This is a genomic window from Microbulbifer variabilis, assembly GCF_052467165.1.
Genome location: NZ_CP174301.1, coordinates 3,211,934 through 3,230,050 on the forward strand (window position 1 = coordinate 3,211,934; position 18,117 = coordinate 3,230,050).

Here is an 18,117-nt window from a genome sequence, read left to right on the forward strand (position 1 = left end):
TACTGTTGTAGATACTCCGCTCTACTTTTATTTACCGGCCAACACCGGTGGGCGACACCTCAATGTGCCACCTATTTTTACTCTGCGGTACCGAGCTGACTACCCTTCGCCGCACGAATAAAGGCAGCTACTTTTTGCGGGTTTTTTTTACCCGGTGACTGTTCCACACCTCCGCTGACATCCACGCCTTGCGGGTGCGCAGCTTTGATGGCACTGGCGACATTATCCGGGTTCAACCCCCCGGCCAGAACAATGGGTCTGGAGCTACTTTGAGGCACCCGATCCCAGTCAAAGGTCTCTCCGGTACCACCGGGAACCCCTGGGCGATAGGCGTCCAGTAGGAAACCACGCGACTTAGGGTGTTCCTCCATTGCAGCAATGGTATCCAACCCCTCTTTCATTCGGAGGGCCTTTATATAGGGCCGGCGGAACTGTTCACAGTAACGGGCTCCCTCCTCACCATGGAACTGCAGGAGGTTAAGAGGCACGAGCTCCAGTGCCTGATCCACCTCACCCTGTGCAGCATTCACAAAGAGCCCTGTTAAGGTAACAAAGGGAGGAACTACAGCGGCGATAGCGGCAGCAGCCTTGGGATCGATATAGCGGGGGCTCGCCTTGTAGAACACCAGTCCCAGCGCATCAGCGCCAGCATCAACAGCCATAAGGGCATCTTCAGCACGGGTGATGCCACAAATCTTCACTTGCATTGCTAAACCTGAAGCCAGCCGACTGACCAGCAAAAACGAGGGAATTCCCGATACTAGCAGATTGGTGCAAGGTGTGAAACGCGTGCCACCCTAACCTATAAGGCCATTCTGACTACTACTCAACTATTCCAGTCATACAACCGGTAACTCTCCCAGAGACAAAGGCACCAGAAGTGGCCCAGGCTCACACTGGGGTAGTTGGAACTCCCGCGGGTATTGCACATCCACCAAATAAAGGCCAAATGGCGGTGCTGTAACCCCTCCTGCCGAGCGGTCGCGCTGGTCCAGCACCTCTTTTACCCATATCGGTGCCCGCTCTCCGCGCCCCACAGCCATTAGTACCCCAGTTATATTGCGCACCATATGATGCAGGAAGGCATTGGCACTTACTTCCAGAACGATCAGCTGCCCTACACGAGCAACGTCCAGGCGGGTAATTTCTCTAACCGGGCTCTTGGCTTGGCACTGGGAGGCCCGAAAGCTGTTAAAATCATGGCGGCCAATCAGGTAGTTTGCCCCCTCGCGCATAGCACCGAGATCCAGGGAGTGCTGGGTCCAGGTAACTTCCGCTGCGCTGTGGGCAGAACGAGTCGGCGCGCTGTGGATCAAATAGCGGTAACTGCGCGCATGGGCGGAAAAACGTGCATGGAATTGCGGGAGCATTTTGCGACACCAGCGCACACGCACAGAGTCTGGCAGCTTGGTATTCACTCCCTGTATCCAGGCCCGTTCTGGGCGCTGGGCGTGAGTATCAAAGTGAATAACCTGATTGGTGGCGTGAACGCCCGCGTCAGTACGCCCAGCACAGACCAGCGTTATGGGCTCTGCAGCGATAATGGACAAAGCCCGCTCAAGGTGAGCCTGCACTGTCTCCGCAGCTGATTTTTGCTTCTGAAAACCGTGCAATCGCGCACCGCAATACTCAACCCCCAGAGCGAATCTACGCAGCCCATCCGGCAACCGCTCACCCGCTGGAACCTCGCCATTGGTTTTATAAATGTACTCGCGTTCTCTGGCCTGCATCATATTGAAAAACCACTCTTTGCCCCTCCCGATATCAGAGCGACAGCAATATCAATCAGATTAATGCCCCTAACGGACAGGAAAATAATGCTCCAGCCCAATAAAAAAACCTCGCAGCCTGTGCGAGGTTTCCTAAGGCGAAATACCAAGAAAATTTACACCATACGCTCCAGCATTTCCTCAGCGCGATTCCTATGCTCACCGCCTCCATCCTGGGCCACTTCCTTGAGGATATCCTTGGCGCCCTCTTTATCCCCCATATCCAGGTAAGCCTGGGCCAATTCCAGCTTGGTACCCATCTCGTCGCCGCCTTCGAGCAGGCTCAATTCCGAGTTGAGGTCACTTTCCAGGTTGAAATCCAAGTCGGCAAACTCAGACTCTCCTCCAGATTGCTCTTTTTCAGCCACAGCCTCAAGCTGCCCAGGCTCATCGGCTATAGCCCCCTCGCCAAGATCCGCGCCAGTCTCAAGAGTAAGGTCGCCATCAGTAGACTCATCAATCAGGGCAAGCTCATCCTCTAGAGAGAACTCCTCCTCAATAGACTCCTCGCCCAGAGACAACTCCTCACCGGTTGCTTCCAACGAGGCCATATCCAGCTCAAGATCCGTCTCCAGAGACAAATCACCACTATTATCGAGTTCAGCCGATTCACTGGAAACCGCTTCAGCTTCCACTGCCAATTCATCAGGAGAGGAAAGATCCGCGGCAATATCATCGAGATCGATATTGTCGAGATCCAACTCGGAATCGAGCTCTCCACCAATCATTTCAAGCTCACCCTCAGAGAACTCCTCCAGGGACAAATCGGCTTCACCTGCGGGGCTCTGCAAGTCTGCGAGATCCATATCGATAGCATCAAGATCCAGGTCCTGATCCAATTCAGCAGCTGGCTCTTCAGCCTGAGGCTCCTCAATAATCGATTTTACCTCATCCTCACCATCCATCATGGAGAGGTCCAGCTCGAAGTCCAAGCCACCTATAGACCCGCCGGCCTTGGCTTCAGAGGCCTCGGCAGCCGCACTTTCAATGGCTGGCTCCGCACTGTCACTTTCAAGCTCCAGGGCGTCAAGGTCCAACTCAGCGCTATCGAAGGCATCTATCGCTAACTCATCCCCAGAGGCCTCCTTCACTGTTGGCTCACCAAGGTCACCAGCTTCTGAATTGAGATCGCCGAGGTCCAGCTCACCCAGATCCAGATCATCGAGGCTTAGATCATTATCTGCCTGCAATGGGGTTTCGCTATCAGCCAACTGCGCATCATTTTCCAGTGCGCCATTGAGATCAAGGTCATCCAGGTTGAATTCGCTTTCCAGGTCCGAAGCTTGGTCAGTACCAGAAACCGACTCATCAAAAGAGGTGTCCAGGTCGAGATCCAGGGACAACTCCTGTTCGGAATCGGCGCCGACAGGCTTTTCATCGCCCTGGGACAGATCCATGGTCAGATCATCGAGAAGCGACGTGTCACTGCTGAAATCATCAGCGGGGAGGGTTGACGGCTCAGCACTGGAAAAATCCTGGTCCAGGGCTGCACCGATATCATCCAACTGCGCCGCTTCCAGGGATTCACTGGAAAAATCCATTGACGGTGCTTCAAAATCCGGCGCCCCGGCAATGGTTTCCCGCAAACGCGCTGCGCGGTCAGCCACAGGGCCATCGCTAATACTGAGCAACTGCAGATAGTGCTCGTCAAATTTTTCTACATCCTGATGATGGGCATACACCTCCATCAGCATCAGGCGCGCATCCACCACTTGTGGGTCTTTTTCCAGGCCCTGTAACAGCTTGGCCTCAGCCTCTTCATACTGTCCCAGCGACAAATGAATTTCCGCCTCGGAAATAGGGTCATCGGTTCCCACATCCCCAAGATCGCCAAGGTCAAAAGTATCATCCGCCTCCATGCTTTCAACAGCGGCCAGGGTTTCATCCGGTTCCGCGTTTTCCATCGGAATCTCTATTGGCGCCCGCTCGGCAGCCATTTCCTGCTCCAGCTGCTGCTCGGCCTCTTGCTCAGCTTTACGGCGGCGCCAAGTAAAGAAGCCAAAAATACCGACCAGCAAGCCGGCAGCCCCAATACCGATGAACTGCATATTATCGCCGAGCCTCTCCATGAGAGTGGGCTCTGACTTGGTCTGGACCGAAACTACACGATTGCGCGCTTCCGGCTCTACAGCAGCGGTTTCCACCTCAGGCTGCTCGGCTGTATCGAGAGATTCACCTTCACTCGCGGCAAGCATCTCTTCCTGCACGGTATCGACTTCTGCAGAGTCAATTTCACTGGGATCAAGCAGAGGATCAGACTGCTCTGCAGCTGCCTGTACCGCGCGCATCTCTTCATTGGAGACATCGACCAGAGCCTCCATGGTGTCAATCTGTTCATCGAGCTCTGCGATGCGCTCGCGCAGCTCGGTGTTTTCCAGCTGCGATTTATCCAGTTCTTCCTCTGCCACTGTCAGGTCGCCATCCAGCGCTTCGCTGTCTTCTGCTCCACTGCCAGAGCCGGAAGTAACGGATTCGTTATCACCTGGAGCGGCCAAGCTTACCCGCCCTTCAACAACATCATTGGCTACGGTCTCTTCGACCACAGCGCGGGCATCCAGGGGCGCAGCTGCGGCAATGTCTTCCACACCTGCACGCTGGCGCCAGGAATCATTTTGCTGGGCAACCTCGGAGATCGCCTCGGTAAGGCTTAGGCTGCGCAGGTCATCAGCATTGGGCAAGCGCAGAACAGCGCCCTTTTTCAGCAGGTTGATATTGTCATTAATAAAGGCTTCAGGGTTCAGGCGCTGGATCGCCAGCATGGTCTGCTGAACTGAAAACTCGCGGTCAACGCGATTTTCCAAGGCGATCTCCCACAGAGTATCGGCGGAGGAAACCGGGCCATAAACCTGGCTGTTGCTGCCCGCGTCTTCCACAGAAGAAGCGCGTTGCGGCTGGCGCCGAACCGGCTCAGACTGCTGCGCCGTCGCAGGTTCACCAACCAACTCACTGTCCGGCTCAACCGTCGGCTGTTGAGCCGGCTGGAGGGGACGTTGAGCGGGACGCTGTACCGGAGTATCCCGACGGACTTGTTGGCGTTCACGTTCAGCAGCACGCACCGGTTGCTGGGCTGTGTTCGGCGAAAATGCCGGCAGATCCATCAACAGGGTATACTCGCGCAGCAGGCGGCCGCTGGGCCAGCGAGTCTCCACCAGGAAATTCAAGAAAGGCTCACGGATAGGCTCGCGGCTTGTTATGCGAATAACCGGCTTGGCACCCGAATAATCCACATCAAAGCGCAGTGAAGTGAGTAAATAGGCGCGCTCCACCCCGGCACGATTGAATTCATCCGGCCCCGCGAGGCGTACTTTAATCTCTGTGTCGTTCAGACCGCGCGTTTGCAGCAGTCCGATCTCCGCATTAAGTGGCTGATTAAGGGTGGAGTTGAGTTTGATCTCACCCAATCCGAGCGCTAGAGCCGCGTTGCTTCCCAGTGCACCGACTAGACCAACTGCAAGTGCCAGCTTACGCACACGCATATCCGATTCCCTTTATTGTTAGAATCTTCCCAGGGCTTCCGAAAAGCGCGCCTTCAGAAAATCCCCATTACTGAACGGTAATCGTTCGACTAATTGACCGCCTTTCAAGCGGCCACCAACTGTGGTGAATATTTCGCCACTCTCAGCCGGACCAAAGTTAAGATTACACCTTCACTATGGCCGCTAAGTATTAAATATCAGTAGTTTTTTAGCAACAAGTGAGCAATTTGTGCACAGTTCATTGCTACATCTTTTCGCAGGTTGTCTGATACTGCACAAAGATTTAGCTGACGCTTATTAAGTAGACTTTGGCGCAAGCGTCCGATGATTGTCACATCGCTGCCGACTGCGTTTTCTGCTGATGGCTGTTCCGCCAACTGCAGGCGAGCGCCATTGCCCAACAATGCGCGCGCATTTTCCAAATCAACATCTTCCAACAGGGAAACACCCAAGTTAGCCAGCTGACCGTGAAATACGGAAACCGTGCTGATGTTGGCGTCCACCGCAACATTCTCGCCAAGCAGGCGGCGCAAATCATGGATCAGGGTCAGCTCACTCACAGTGTGACCACTGGCGAGCAGCCCCTCGCTAGCGCTTAGCAAATTAAAAGCCAAGCGGTGGCCGATCGCCGGATCAATTTCTGCCTCCTGGCCACTAAACATACGCGCCGTCTGTGCGGCCATTGAATCAATCGCAGCCTTCCCCAGCGCAGATACCGGCTGGCTCAACTGAACTTCGATAGCCTGCAACTTATCCTTCAGGGGGGCCAAGGCCTCCGCGACCATGGCGGCACCAGCACAGGGTAGGGTAACTAGGCGACGATCTGCATTCGCCAGATCCCCACTGTTAAACATCGGGTGGATCAAAACAGCACTTTCATCGCCTCGGGTATTGGCAGCCGCATCCACTATCCAGGCATCATTTTGCTCGGCCGCAGCCATGGCGGCTTGAACAGCATCACCGGCGCTCAATAGGAGAACCACCTGCTGGTCATTAAAAGCGAATTTTTCCAGGGACTGCACAGGAATATTGCGGTTAGCAAACACCTGCGGGTCCACTTCCCGGTCTTCGGTCTCCAGCAAACTCAGCTGTTCAGCGGTAATAATTTCCCGCTCCTCCAGTATTTCCAGCAGAGGGGCAAAGGCGGCGTTATCGACACCGACGATGACCAGTTCGCGGGCGGCTTCGGACATGGCTATTCACTTCGTTGAAATTGGAAAGGAAAAAATGAGGGGCGATTATACCTGTGAGGGAAAATCGAAAAAGCCGCTATGACAACCAGTAGCGGCTTTTTACGCGATGGGGTTCACAGCTTGGCGAAAAGTCCTCCATTAATAGGCACAAAAAAGATTGCCATTTGAGGACTTATCCAGGGCCGTACCAATTAAAGCTTGCCGAGCAAAATCAGAAGTATGCGGCGGAGGGGCTCTGCAGCACCCCACAGCAGTTGGTCCCCCACAGTGAAAGCGTTCAAGTACTCAGGCCCCATACTCAACTTGCGCAGACGCCCCACCGGGATATCCAGTTTGCCAGTCACGGCAGTGGGAGTCAGCGACTGTAAAGTAGCCTCGCGATCATTGGGCACGACGCTGACCCATTCATTTGCCGCACCTATCAACTGATCAATATCTGCCATAGGCAGGTCTTTCTTCAGCTTCACAGTGAAAGCCTGACTGTGGCAGCGCATCGCACCAATACGTACACAGGTACCATCCACCGGAATTGGAGCAGTTGTCTGCAGAATTTTGTTCGCTTCAACCTGAGCTTTCCACTCTTCACGGCTTTGGCCATTTTCAAGCTGGGTATCAATCCATGGCAGAAGGCTGCCAGCCAGGGGGGCACCGAACTCGGCAGTGGGAAATTCAACCGACCGCATATCCGCAGCCACCCTGCGATCAATTTCCAGAATCGCGCTGGCGGGGTCGGCGAGCTCACCGCTAACACTGTCGCGAATAGCGCCCATCTGCCCAATGAGCTCCCGCATATTGCGGGCACCGGCACCACTGGCGGCCTGGTAGGTCATGGCTGTAACCCACTCCACCATACCGGCTTTAAACAAACCACCGAGAGCCATCAACATCAGGCTGACGGTGCAGTTGCCACCAATAAAATTCTTTTGCCCGGCTTCTATGGCGCGATCGATAACATCGCGGTTAACCGGATCCAGAACGATTACGGCATCGTCCTGCATACGTAAACTCGAGGCGGCATCTATCCAGTAGCCATTCCAGCCTGCGTCACGAAGGCGGGAGAAAACCTCCTTTGTATAGTCACCACCCTGACAGCTGACAATCGCATCTAACTCTGCCAATGCATTGATATCGTAGGCATCGCCCAAAGGCGGCAGTTCACGGTCAATATCCGGTGCCTTTCCACCCGCATTGGAAGTGGAAAAAAAAACCGGTTCAACGATATGGGCAAAGTCATCCTCTGAGCGCATGCGCTCCAGTAATACCGAACCGACCATGCCGCGCCAGCCGATAAAACCAATTTTTTGCATCGCGATATCCTGTGTGTGATGTGATCAAAGTGCGCCGCCGGGAAAGCGGCGCGATAGTGAAATCGGGGATTAAAGCGCAGCGACGACGGCAGCCCCCATTTCTGCGGTGGTGACTTTCTGGCTGCCCTCAGTATAAATATCCGCGGTGCGTAACCCCTGCTCCAACACCTTGCTCACCGCGGCCTCAATGGCTTCTGCTGCCTCACTCATATTGAGGGAGTAACGCAGCATCATCGCAGCGGACAGAATCGTTGCCAATGGATTGGCAATACCCTGCCCTGCGATATCCGGCGCGGAACCGTGGCAGGGCTCATAAAGGCCAAAACCACTTTCATTCAAGGAAGCAGAAGGCAACATACCAATGGAGCCTGTAAGCATGGCGGCGGCATCTGAGAGAATATCGCCGAACATATTACCGGTGACCATTACGTCGAACTGCTTGGGCGCACGCACCAATTGCATCGCAGCGTTGTCCACGTACATATGGGACAGTTCAACATCGGGGTATTCCGGTGCCAGACGATCCAATACCTCTCTCCAAAGTACAGTGACTTCGAGCACATTAGCCTTATCCACAGAGCAGAGTTTACCGCTGCGTTTTTGCGCCGCCTCAAAGGCACTGCGCGCAATACGCTCAATTTCCGACTCACTGTAGACATAGGTGTTAAAGCCCTGGCGTTCGCCATTTTCCAGAGTCTGGATACCCCGAGGCTCACCAAAGTAAATGCCGCCAGTCAGCTCACGTACAATCAAAATATCCAGCCCTGAAACCACCTCCGGTTTCAGGGAGGAAGCATCTGCTAATTGGGGGTAAAGAATTGCCGGGCGCAAATTGGCGTATAAACCGAGGCCACTGCGGATTTTCAACAGGCCTTTCTCCGGACGAATTTCTCTCTCCAGGGTATCCCACTGGGGACCACCAACAGCACCGAGTAATACTGCATCACACTCGCCAGCAGCCTTGAGCGTCTCATCGGCGAGGGGCTCACCATGGGCATCAATTGAGGAACCCCCAATCAGCCCCTGTTCAAAACTAAGCCCCAAATTAAATTTTCCAGACGCGACTTCCAGTACCGCCATCGCCTGCTCAACAATTTCCGGGCCAATGCCGTCGCCCGGCAAAATCATTACTTTCTTTGTCACAGGAATTTCCTTTAATTACTGAACCGCATCAAAAAGCCATGGGGCTTTTTCACGTCGCACCTCTTCATAAGCACGAATATCTTCTGAGTGCTCCAATGTCAGGCCGATGTGATCAAGGCCATTAAGCAAGCAGTGCTTGTGGAACGCATCTACCTCAAAGGGAATCACTTCACCGCAGGGTTTGCGCACATGCTGCTGCTCCAGATCAATGGTCAGTGAATATCCTTCCTGCCCATGAGTTTCTTCAAACAACTGATGTACTACCTCCTCCGGTAATACAATCGGCAACAGGCCGTTTTTAAAACAGTTATTGAAGAAGATATCGGCGAAACTGGGGGCGATAACTGCACGAAAACCGTGATCATCCAGCGCCCAAGGCGCATGCTCACGACTGGAACCACAACCGAAATTCTCGCGCGCAAGTAATACCGAACCACCCTGGTAACGCGGGAAATTTAGTGGGAAATCTGGATTAACAGGGCGGTTTGAGCAGTCCTGCCCAGGGAATCCCTCGTCCAGGTAGCGCAGCTCATCAAACAAATTGGGGCCAAACCCGGTGCGCTTGATGGACTTAAGAAATTGCTTGGGAATTATCAGGTCGGTGTCCACGTTGGCCCGGTCCATCGGCACCACAAGACCTTCATGTTGGGTAAACGCTTTCATCAGGCCATCTCCTCTTCCGCTCGCACCGTCGCCATTTCACGCACATCGACAAAGTGTCCCGCAATTGCTGCGGCTGCCGCCATACTGGGGCTCACCAAGTGGGTGCGCCCACCATAGCCCTGACGTCCTTCAAAGTTGCGATTAGAGGTTGAGGCACAGTGTTCACCAGCCCCCAACTTATCTGCATTCATAGCAAGGCACATAGAGCAGGAGGGCTCTCGCCACTCAAAGCCTGCCTGCTCAAAGATTGCATGTAACCCTTCCTGTTCCGCCTGAGCCTTCACCGCCTGAGAACCGGGTACAACCAATACCTGCTTGACGCTATCTGCTTTGTACCGGCCTTGGACCACTTCAGCAGCAGCGCGCAGATCTTCGATCCGGGAATTTGTACAGGAGCCGATAAATACCCGATCCAGGCGAATATCACTAATCTTTTGCCCGGCCTCAAGGCCCATATAGTCGAGAGCGCGCTCCATTCCAGTACGCTTGGTACTATCATTTTCGGCAGAGGGATCTGGCACTTTGGCACTGATCGAGGCCACCATTTCCGGCGAAGTACCCCAACTCACCTGGGGTTCGATATCTTCACCGCGCAATTCCACCACCGCATCAAACTCGGCGTCGTCATCGGAATGCAGGTGACTCCAGGCCTCAACCGCTCTGTCCCACTGCCCACCTTTTGGCGCGTAGGGTTTGCCTTTCACATAGTCGAGAGTGATCTGGTCAACCGAGACCATACCGGCACGGGCACCGCCCTCAATCGCCATGTTACAAACGGTCATACGACCTTCCATGGACATGTTGCGGATAACCTCACCGCCGAACTCAATCGCATAGCCAGTGCCCCCGGCGGTGCCGATCTTACCGATAATCGCCAGCACCACATCTTTGGCGGTAACGCCTGGGCGCAGTTCGCCGTCTACGCGCACCAGCATATTTTTCATCTTCTTCTGGGTCAGGCACTGGGTGGCCATGACATGCTCCACTTCAGAAGTGCCTATACCGTGGGCCAGCGCGCCCAGAGCACCATGGGTAGAGGTGTGTGAGTCACCACATACCACGGTCATACCGGGCAGAGTCGCCCCGGTCTCAGGACCAATAACATGCACAATGCCCTGACCCGGTTCGTTAATGCCAAACTGCACCACATCGAAATCCCGGCAGTTCTCATCCAGAGTTTGTACCTGAATGCGGGAAATATCGTCACGGATACCGCTCACGCCTGCGGCGCGCTCCGTGCTCTCGGAAGGCACATTGTGATCCGGTGTCGCCACTAGGGAATCCTTGCGCCAGGGTCTGCGCCCTGCCAGTCGAAGGCCCTCAAATGCCTGTGGGGAAGTCACTTCGTGAATCAAGTGACGGTCGATGTAAATAAGCGCCGAGCCATCATCACTGGTCTTGACCAGATGGTCTTGCCACAGTTTGTCGTAGAGTGTTTGCCCTGCCACAGCCTGTCCTCTCAATTGTTTAGAGACCGAGTCTACCCAGCAGCAACAAATAACACCAATTTATATTTATTATCACAAGTATTCCATAATGGAATTCAAAGCTCATCCTGAAGTAGCATGTAAGTTGGGCCGCTTCATACACCGCCAACAATATTCCCGCAACCCATAAAACGAGGCTAAAAAATTTGGAAATTCAATGGCTTAAAGCATTTTTAGCAATTGCTGAGAGAGGCTCTGTCTCCGAGGGGGCGACTCAGCTTCACCTGACGCAGCCCGCGGTAAGCAAGCGCCTCGCCGCCCTCGAACAGCAACTTGGCGCGACATTGTTCAACCGCATCGGCCGGCGCCTACAGCTGACCGATGCCGGCCGCGTGCTACTGCCCCGCGCCCGACATATTCTCAACGAAATCAGTGATGCAGAGCGGGAGTTACGCGCCCTCAGCAACTCGGTGAGCGGCAGCTTGCGCATTGCTACCAGTCACCATGTGGGACTGCACCACTTGCCACCGGTGCTTAGAGAGTTCAGTAACCGCTATCCAGAAGTGGCCCTCGATATCGATTTCCTGGATTCCGAACAGGCTTATGAGGCACTGATGGCAGCCAAGTATGAGCTGGCAGTTGTAACTCTGGCCCTGAAAGGATACCCGCACCTCAATGCACAGGTTATCTGGCCCGACCCCTGTGTGGTGGTAGCCGCTCCAGAACACCCCCTGACAAAAATTCCCACGCTGGAACTGGCCGACCTGGCCGACTATCCCGCCATACTGCCGGACCTCAATACCTATACCGGGCGCCTGATTAAACGCGAGTTTGATGCGCAAGGGCTAAAACTCAGCGCCAAATTAGCGACCAACTTCCTGGAGACTATCAAGATGATGGCCTGTGTGGGCCTTGGCTGGAGTGTACTGCCCCACACGCTGGTCGATGAAAGCCTCGCTGTATTACCAGTGAAGAAACTGCAGGTGCTGCGCAACCTGGGTGTCATCAGTCATCGCGGTCGCACCTTGAGCAATGCCGCCAGTGCCCTACAAGAAATGTTATTTGAAGCAGCCAATTAAACCAGCGCAAAAGGAAAAATATCACAAGCTCATTTAGTGAGACTTGGCTGACGAATACGGAGCCAATCGCAATACATTAAATGAGGCGGAGAGCTGAACCCCAACAGCACGACGCTTTTACACGCCAGTTTTGCTTATCCGTTCAAAAAGATTTGTAAAAATGTGCAACTTACAGCGGCACATAAAAAATATATCTGTACACTCCGCGACAAATTCATCACGGAGAGAAGTCCATGAAAAAAACCGCAATTGCTTTCAGTGCCCTCCTCGCCTGCACTACTGCCAGCGCAGATACCATACTTGGTTTTGATGCCACAGCAGGCGTCTGGCTCCCAGGTTACACCGGTGGCATTGGCAATGATGACTATGATTTGGACAATCTCTCCCTCAGTGAAGACAACATTACCTTTATTCAGGCGGCCCTGGAGCACCCGATACCACTGGTCCCCAATATCCTGTTAGCCCACAGCAAGATTGACACCGATGGTGCCGCACTATTGGAGGGCTCTGTAACCTTCGACGATGAAACCTTCCTGGTAGGCTCAGAGATCACCACTGACCTCACCCTTACACACACCGATGCCACCTTCTACTACGAAGTGCTGGATAACTGGGTGAATTTAGACATAGGCCTGACTGCGCGCATGTATGACGGAGAATTTACTGCGGTAAGCGAAACCCAGGCAGAAACTGTCGACCTCACCGGTTACTTGCCAATGGCCTACGCTATGGCGCGTTTCGACCTGCCATTTACCGGCTGGTCGGTTATTGCTCAAGGTAATGGTACGGCATACCGAGGTGATACCCACACAGACCTCACCGCAAAAGTACGCTGGGATTTCGTACCGGCAATTGATTTGGCTATCGAGGCAGGCTATCGGGTAATGAGCCTTGACCTGGAAGAGTTGGACGACCTGCAGAGCGATATCGAAATTAAAGGTCCCTATATTGGACTCAACCTGCACCTGTAAATAGCCCTGCCCCACCTACTCGAAATAACCGCAGCGCGGTATAGCTACCGCGCGCAAACTACCTTAATGTAGTAAGACAAATATCAGAGAGGCCGGTGGGATGGCGGAAGCACTATTGGAAAGACTGGGAGTTCCGCACCCAATACTCCAGGCACCCATGGCAGGTGTTTCTAGCCCAGAACTGGCCGCTGCTGTTTCTAATGCAGGCGGCCTGGGCGCTCTTGGCCTCGGTGCAAGTTCACCACAAAAAGCTGCAGAGCAAATCCGCCAAACCCGGGCACTAACCTGCGCTCCATTTAACGTAAACCTCTTCTGCCATCAGCCAGCTATTGCAGACGCTAAACGCGAAGCAGATTGGCTTGCCCACCTCGCTCCTTACTTTGCCGCCCTGAAGGCGACACCACCTAAAGAACTCCATGAGCCCTACTATAGCTTTATCGGTAATAGTGAAATGCTGTCAGTAATTCTGGAAGAGAGGCCAGCCGTAGTCAGCTTTCATTTTGGCTTACCAGAGCAATCCGCTATCGACACCCTGAAAGATGCAGGTATTACTCTTCTAGCTACCGCCACAAATCTTATAGAGGCACAACTTATTGAAGAAGCCGGCATTGACGCCGTAATTGCACAAGGTATAGAAGCCGGTGGTCACAGAGGTGTATTCGAACCAGAGCTTGATGAGGAGCTAGGCACTTTGGCACTAGTAAGGCTACTGAGCTGCCAACACCGCCTACCGGTTATTGCCGCAGGAGGCATAATGGATGGAGCGGGTATTCAGGCAGCTTTTTCCCTGGGTGCCAGTGCGGTGCAGATGGGGACAGCTTTTGTTCTATGCCCTGAATCCGCCGCTAATGATACCTTTCGCAAATCCCTTCAGAGTGAGCGGGCACACAACACCGCAATTACCACTAACATTTCCGGGCGCCCTGCCCGGGGAGTCAGCAATCGCTTTTATCGAGAGCTGGATATAAATGCCCCTGCCCGCCCGGACTACCCTATATGCTACAGTGCAGGTAAAGCACTTGCCGCCGCAGCAGCCAATGCTGGCAGCGAGGACTTTTCAGTCCAATGGGCAGGCCAGGGCGCCCCATTAGCCAGAGCCTTACCTGCAAGCGAATTAATGACAACTTTACTCGCAGAGATCGAAGCCTGCAGCTAGTTTAGAAAAATATATTAGCGGATCTATACCTATCCCTTTTTCTGGGCACAGGCTCACCTGATACACACACTAGTGATCTTGTTTTTTGGCGGAGGAAGAGAAATTCCGAATAAGAGCGGTAGCAGTAGACCTGGCAATCAAGGTTCCCTCCTGGAAAAGTTCTCCCTCAAGGAAACAAACACTAGCCCCCTTGGAAACAACCCTCCCCCATCCATATAGCTTACCGATTACAGCAGGTGCAATAAAGTTTATTTTCAGCTCTAAAGTTGGCGCAAACTCATTATCCTTAAGGGTTACAGCAAGCGCCGGCCCCATAGTATCGTCGAGCATGGCGGATAGAAATCCTCCCTGGATATTCCCCACAGGATTGGTAAAAGCCTCTTTCGCCTCAAACTCAACCTTTACCTTTCCGTTTTTGCAATCTATCTCCAGTATTTTTGCACCAAGAGTTTGTGCCGCATTAGGCATAGGTAAATTGCCATCCAACATTTTATGAAACATCCCTTTGCTCATTAACAATAATCCTTAAAAAAATCCATATATAACTTTTGTCGGAGTAGAGGCCGTCTTTGTGTCTCAAAAAATTACTAACGCGAAAAGATAGCAACTTTGTTTCCATCCAAATCTCTGAAATATGCACCATAGTAAGCCCCCTGATTTCTCTCTCCAGGTTCGCCCTCACTAATAGCACCCAATTCTATTGCCCTAGTAAATATGGCATCCACCAGTCCTGCATCTTCCACCTTAAGAGCCACCATAGTGCCATTGCCATGAAACGCTGGCTCACCATCAAAAGGAACCGTAATTGATAACTTTGCTGTTGAGTTCGGAAATCCCCAAAATATAACCCGTTCAGATGAATAGGTTTTTGTAGCCTGTATGACAATTAAAATTGCATCATAAAAGCGCTCAGCTCTCTGAAGGTCATTAGTGCCCAATGATATATGCGAAATCATCTAAATATCCCACAAATAAAATTACGTACTTTTAGGTTCTCAATGACGAAACAGCTTAAAACTCTCCTTGTGGTTATAGACGTCAATCGATACATACATCAATTGACCAACAGCCACATTACCTCATCCAAAATCCAATAAAAAGCATACTCCCTTGCTAAGCTTTCAACATTCCCGGTAACAGAAAACAGGAGAATAGCCATAGACACTCCCATTGTTCTAATTCACGGTACTAATGCTGGCCCTTGGACTTTAGAGAATTTTCATAACTACTTTATTCAAAAAGGATTTAACTGCCATAGTCCCGCCTATCGGTACCATGAAACCCCAAAATCAGAAGCGGCTCATCGACTCCTTGTCGGAACAAGCATTACAGACTATGTAGAGGATATAGCAAAATTTGTTATACATTTGAATAGAAAACCAATTCTAATTGGACATTCCTTAGGAGGAGTTATTGCACAAAAAATAGGCTCCATGGGCCTAGCGCAAAAAATAATCTTATTGAATGGAAGCACTAACTGGGGAATTCCACCCACAACCAGCCAGGAATGCAGTCTTGGCAAAATGTTTATGGCATCGGGGAAGTTCTGGGAGGATATACTATTACCCGACTTTGAAACAATGGCAAAATTCGGGCTCAACAAACTAAACTTATCTGACCAGCACCTTGTATTTAATCGTTTAGGACCGGAATCAGGCAGAGTGCTTTTTGAACTATTCTTCTGGATCTTTGATGAAAATAAAACCACCAAAATTGAATATGAAAAAATAAAGTGCCCTATTCTAATGATCTCAGGCTCTGAAGATCTCGCAATACCACCCTCTACAGCACGGCTCATCGCCAAGAAATGCAATTCACAAACCACCTTGCATGTTGCGGAAGGCTATGGCCACTACTTAATGCTAGAACCCAAATGGATAAATATTGCTGAATTTTGCTATAAGTGGATAACCGAATAGAAATCTTACATTTAATGTAAATTAAAATTCTTAAATTCTAAGAAACCAATTCTAAAGATCTTTCAATCAGCCAATACCCACTCACCACACCTACTGGGTAAACAGCTGATGTAGACGGCATCAAACCACGAAGTGAGTATACTGAAAAACCCCATCTTAAAAATATCAACTTAACCATATATGTCAAAAGAAGCACAAATAAAACAAATACCAATTGACCAAGCTCGACACCAGCATTAAAGCTAATCAAGGCTACTAATTTTTGGTCGTGAGGAAGGCCCAGCCCTGTCAATGCACTGGCAAACCCAAATCCATGTAACAACCCAAAACCGCTAGCAACAATAACCGGGAATCGCCAAGACAAAGTATTCCTATCACGAGAATGCCCTGCATTAATAATCTCAGCCGCTAGGACCATAATACTTAATGGGATTAATACTTCTACAACATCCACCCTTATGGTAAAGAAATTCAAGCTTGCGAGCCCCAGTGTGATCGAGTGACCTAGCGTAAAGCCAGTTACCGCTATCAAAACACCCCGAAGCCCCCTTGCAATAAAAACCAGACACAAAACAAAAAGCAGGTGATCGTAACCTTCTAAAATGTGTAAAAATCCAGCTTTAATATACTGCCTCACACATTCCCAGGCAGACAAATCAGCAGGCAGATTTACTTCCAATACACCTGGGCCATTAAAAAGGTGGACAGCATCCCCATTTATCCTTTCAAAGTGAATCAAGGTAGATAGCACTGGATTTGCAACAGGGTATACAAGATATATTTGCAAATCAGTAGTAGGGCTTTTAATAGTATTGAAGCTTAGAGATTGGCACTGATACATTTTTACAGCAGAATGACGAGGAACCTCAACTCCAGAGATTTTTTGACAGTCTGCACCCTTTAAGTAAATATCGGGCTCAGTACCCGGCTCCATCACGGGAGGGATCTTCCATCGTAAACTATAGACTTTTTCTGAGACCTCCTGCAATTGAATATAAATTGGCCTCCCTTCATGGGCAAAGCCAGGACGACCATAGATTCCACCCACCAGAAAAATTAAAATAATTAATCTTAACCTGCAGGAATATCTATTTAACATAGGTAAAATCCGCAGACAAATCCTGTATTGAAAGATCCCATTCAACTCGATATTGAGCAATCAATTCCTGTATCTTACGTCGCCTCATATCATCCATTCTTTGACGGCGATAGTCTTCTAATACCAGAGGAGCAACCTCTTGAAAATTTGGCAGGCGACTGGGATTATTCTCAACCACCAATACTAAATGCAATCCGTAAGGGGATTGATAAGGCCCGGACCAAGTGTTTATTGGCAACTGAAATATTTTCCGGGTCATATCCTCCCCCATATGACTAGCTACCAGTTGACGCGTTCGCGCCACATAATTTCGGTGAAATATAAATCTATCTCCATACCCTGCGGATTTTTCAAAAGCCACTGACTTTTCCAAAAGGTGATCCAAGGTCTGTAAAGCTACCTCCTCTAGACTGTTATTAAATTGATTCCTGGAATCAAAAAAAACATGAGTGAAAGTCACAGAAGCTTCAATCCGGTACTCTTCCTGATGAAGCCAAAAGTACTGCTCTAAATCCTGCCGGGAAACATTAATATCACCAACAAAGCCATCTGTAACATACTCAAGCTTTTGAATAAGGCGACGACGTATGATCTGATCATTATCCTGAAGGCCAAGATTCATAGCCTCGCGGTAAAGCACTTCCTCCCTAATATAGTCATGAATCAAGTCTGATCGATCAGAGGGGGCCAAGCTCTGCCAGTAAGTCCTGGCAAACCTCGGGTTGAATGTTTTTTTTTGATATTGAATATATTCAATTAACAAATCTTCATTCAAATGTAGAATATTCGTTTGATCCGATGCTCCTGCCTTTGGATCCACCAGCTCAATACCAACAAATAGAAACAAAGCGATAGCCAAAAAATGTACCAATGGATCTCTACCCAGTCCTCCCAAATTCTTCAGCATTTAAGCCT

The 18,117-nt window shown here is 51.1% G+C and carries 16 protein-coding genes; 4 read left to right on the forward strand and 12 right to left on the reverse strand.

Annotation, left to right across the window (positions count from 1 at the left end; genetic code table 11):
• Nucleotides 1-77: 77 nt before the first annotated feature.
• From ACJJIP_RS14330 to leuC, 8 genes are all read right to left on the reverse strand, one after another.
• On the reverse strand, nucleotides 78-707 hold the full coding sequence (locus ACJJIP_RS14330; RefSeq protein WP_040628161.1) for a phosphoribosylanthranilate isomerase: 630 nt from the start codon (nucleotides 705-707) through the stop codon (nucleotides 78-80).
• 132 nt (nucleotides 708-839) lie between these two features.
• Complete coding sequence (gene truA, locus ACJJIP_RS14335) at nucleotides 840-1,733, reverse strand: tRNA pseudouridine(38-40) synthase TruA (RefSeq protein WP_444945406.1); 894 nt, start codon at nucleotides 1,731-1,733, stop codon at nucleotides 840-842.
• A 152-nt stretch (nucleotides 1,734-1,885) separates the two neighbouring features.
• Complete coding sequence (locus ACJJIP_RS14340) at nucleotides 1,886-5,245, reverse strand: motility hub landmark protein FimV (RefSeq protein ID WP_444945407.1); 3,360 nt, start codon at nucleotides 5,243-5,245, stop codon at nucleotides 1,886-1,888.
• Nucleotides 5,246-5,442: 197 nt separating this feature from the next.
• The gene (locus tag ACJJIP_RS14345; RefSeq protein ID WP_020411760.1) at nucleotides 5,443-6,438 is read right to left on the reverse strand and encodes an Asd/ArgC dimerization domain-containing protein; all 996 of its coding nucleotides are present in this window, start codon (nucleotides 6,436-6,438) and stop codon (nucleotides 5,443-5,445) included.
• 191 nt (nucleotides 6,439-6,629) lie between these two features.
• Entirely contained in the window at nucleotides 6,630-7,745 is a 1,116-nt protein-coding gene (gene asd, locus ACJJIP_RS14350) for an aspartate-semialdehyde dehydrogenase (RefSeq protein ID WP_444945408.1), read from the reverse strand.
• Between the two features lie 69 nt (nucleotides 7,746-7,814).
• Complete coding sequence (gene leuB, locus ACJJIP_RS14355; protein WP_444946929.1) at nucleotides 7,815-8,873, reverse strand: 3-isopropylmalate dehydrogenase; 1,059 nt, start codon at nucleotides 8,871-8,873, stop codon at nucleotides 7,815-7,817.
• 30 nt (nucleotides 8,874-8,903) lie between these two features.
• Entirely contained in the window at nucleotides 8,904-9,551 is a 648-nt protein-coding gene (gene leuD / locus ACJJIP_RS14360) for a 3-isopropylmalate dehydratase small subunit (protein WP_020411757.1), read from the reverse strand.
• The gene (leuC, locus tag ACJJIP_RS14365) at nucleotides 9,551-10,999 is read right to left on the reverse strand and encodes a 3-isopropylmalate dehydratase large subunit (protein ID WP_282951230.1); all 1,449 of its coding nucleotides are present in this window, start codon (nucleotides 10,997-10,999) and stop codon (nucleotides 9,551-9,553) included. Before leuC ends, leuD begins: the two co-directional genes overlap by 1 nt.
• A 185-nt stretch (nucleotides 11,000-11,184) precedes the next feature.
• Between leuC and ACJJIP_RS14370 the strand changes: the two genes are divergently transcribed.
• From ACJJIP_RS14370 to ACJJIP_RS14380, 3 genes are all read left to right on the forward strand, one after another.
• Complete coding sequence (locus ACJJIP_RS14370) at nucleotides 11,185-12,057, forward strand: LysR family transcriptional regulator (RefSeq protein ID WP_444945409.1); 873 nt, start codon at nucleotides 11,185-11,187, stop codon at nucleotides 12,055-12,057.
• A gap of 233 nt (nucleotides 12,058-12,290) precedes the next feature.
• On the forward strand, nucleotides 12,291-13,028 hold the full coding sequence (locus ACJJIP_RS14375) for a TIGR04219 family outer membrane beta-barrel protein (RefSeq protein WP_020411754.1): 738 nt from the start codon (nucleotides 12,291-12,293) through the stop codon (nucleotides 13,026-13,028).
• Between the two features lie 100 nt (nucleotides 13,029-13,128).
• Nucleotides 13,129-14,184 carry an NAD(P)H-dependent flavin oxidoreductase gene (locus ACJJIP_RS14380; RefSeq protein ID WP_444945410.1) on the forward strand — a complete coding sequence of 352 codons (1,056 nt, stop codon included), beginning with the start codon at nucleotides 13,129-13,131 and terminating at the stop codon, nucleotides 14,182-14,184.
• A gap of 69 nt (nucleotides 14,185-14,253) precedes the next feature.
• Here the strand turns inward: ACJJIP_RS14380 and ACJJIP_RS14385 are convergent, their stop codons facing one another.
• Nucleotides 14,254-14,697, reverse strand: coding sequence for a PaaI family thioesterase (locus tag ACJJIP_RS14385; RefSeq protein WP_444945411.1), 444 nt, complete (start codon nucleotides 14,695-14,697; stop codon nucleotides 14,254-14,256).
• 74 nt (nucleotides 14,698-14,771) lie between these two features.
• Nucleotides 14,772-15,140 carry a VOC family protein gene (locus ACJJIP_RS14390; protein ID WP_444945412.1) on the reverse strand — a complete coding sequence of 123 codons (369 nt, stop codon included), beginning with the start codon at nucleotides 15,138-15,140 and terminating at the stop codon, nucleotides 14,772-14,774.
• Nucleotides 15,141-15,362: 222 nt separating this feature from the next.
• Between ACJJIP_RS14390 and ACJJIP_RS14395 the strand changes: the two genes are divergently transcribed.
• Nucleotides 15,363-16,103, forward strand: a complete 741-nt coding sequence (locus ACJJIP_RS14395; protein WP_444946930.1) for an alpha/beta hydrolase — start codon at nucleotides 15,363-15,365, stop codon at nucleotides 16,101-16,103.
• Nucleotides 16,104-16,140: 37 nt separating this feature from the next.
• On the opposite strand, the gene ACJJIP_RS14400 is transcribed toward ACJJIP_RS14395, so the two are convergent.
• Together ACJJIP_RS14400 and ACJJIP_RS14405 are read right to left on the reverse strand one after the other, a co-directional pair.
• Nucleotides 16,141-17,202, reverse strand: coding sequence for a HupE/UreJ family protein (locus tag ACJJIP_RS14400; RefSeq protein ID WP_444945413.1), 1,062 nt, complete (start codon nucleotides 17,200-17,202; stop codon nucleotides 16,141-16,143).
• Nucleotides 17,192-18,109, reverse strand: a complete 918-nt coding sequence (locus tag ACJJIP_RS14405) for a peptidylprolyl isomerase (RefSeq protein WP_444901952.1) — start codon at nucleotides 18,107-18,109, stop codon at nucleotides 17,192-17,194. The genes ACJJIP_RS14400 and ACJJIP_RS14405 overlap by 11 nt, the downstream gene beginning before the upstream one ends.
• Nucleotides 18,110-18,117 lie beyond the last annotated feature (8 nt).

Coding starts and splice junctions, on each gene's coding strand:
- ACJJIP_RS14390 (WP_444945412.1), bottom strand. CDS start 15,140: ATGATTTCGCATATATCATTGGGCACTAATGACCTTCAGAGAGCTGAG.
- asd (WP_444945408.1), bottom strand. CDS start 7,745: ATGCAAAAAATTGGTTTTATCGGCTGGCGCGGCATGGTCGGTTCGGTA.
- ACJJIP_RS14345 (WP_020411760.1), bottom strand. CDS start 6,438: ATGTCCGAAGCCGCCCGCGAACTGGTCATCGTCGGTGTCGATAACGCC.
- ACJJIP_RS14405 (WP_444901952.1), bottom strand. CDS start 18,109: ATGCTGAAGAATTTGGGAGGACTGGGTAGAGATCCATTGGTACATTTT.
- ACJJIP_RS14340 (WP_444945407.1), bottom strand. CDS start 5,245: ATGCGTGTGCGTAAGCTGGCACTTGCAGTTGGTCTAGTCGGTGCACTG.
- truA (WP_444945406.1), bottom strand. CDS start 1,733: ATGATGCAGGCCAGAGAACGCGAGTACATTTATAAAACCAATGGCGAG.
- leuD (WP_020411757.1), bottom strand. CDS start 9,551: ATGAAAGCGTTTACCCAACATGAAGGTCTTGTGGTGCCGATGGACCGG.
- ACJJIP_RS14375 (WP_020411754.1), top strand. CDS start 12,291: ATGAAAAAAACCGCAATTGCTTTCAGTGCCCTCCTCGCCTGCACTACT.
- ACJJIP_RS14385 (WP_444945411.1), bottom strand. CDS start 14,697: ATGAGCAAAGGGATGTTTCATAAAATGTTGGATGGCAATTTACCTATG.
- leuB (WP_444946929.1), bottom strand. CDS start 8,873: ATGATTTTGCCGGGCGACGGCATTGGCCCGGAAATTGTTGAGCAGGCG.
- ACJJIP_RS14330 (WP_040628161.1), bottom strand. CDS start 707: ATGCAAGTGAAGATTTGTGGCATCACCCGTGCTGAAGATGCCCTTATG.
- ACJJIP_RS14380 (WP_444945410.1), top strand. CDS start 13,129: ATGGCGGAAGCACTATTGGAAAGACTGGGAGTTCCGCACCCAATACTC.
- ACJJIP_RS14400 (WP_444945413.1), bottom strand. CDS start 17,202: ATGTTAAATAGATATTCCTGCAGGTTAAGATTAATTATTTTAATTTTT.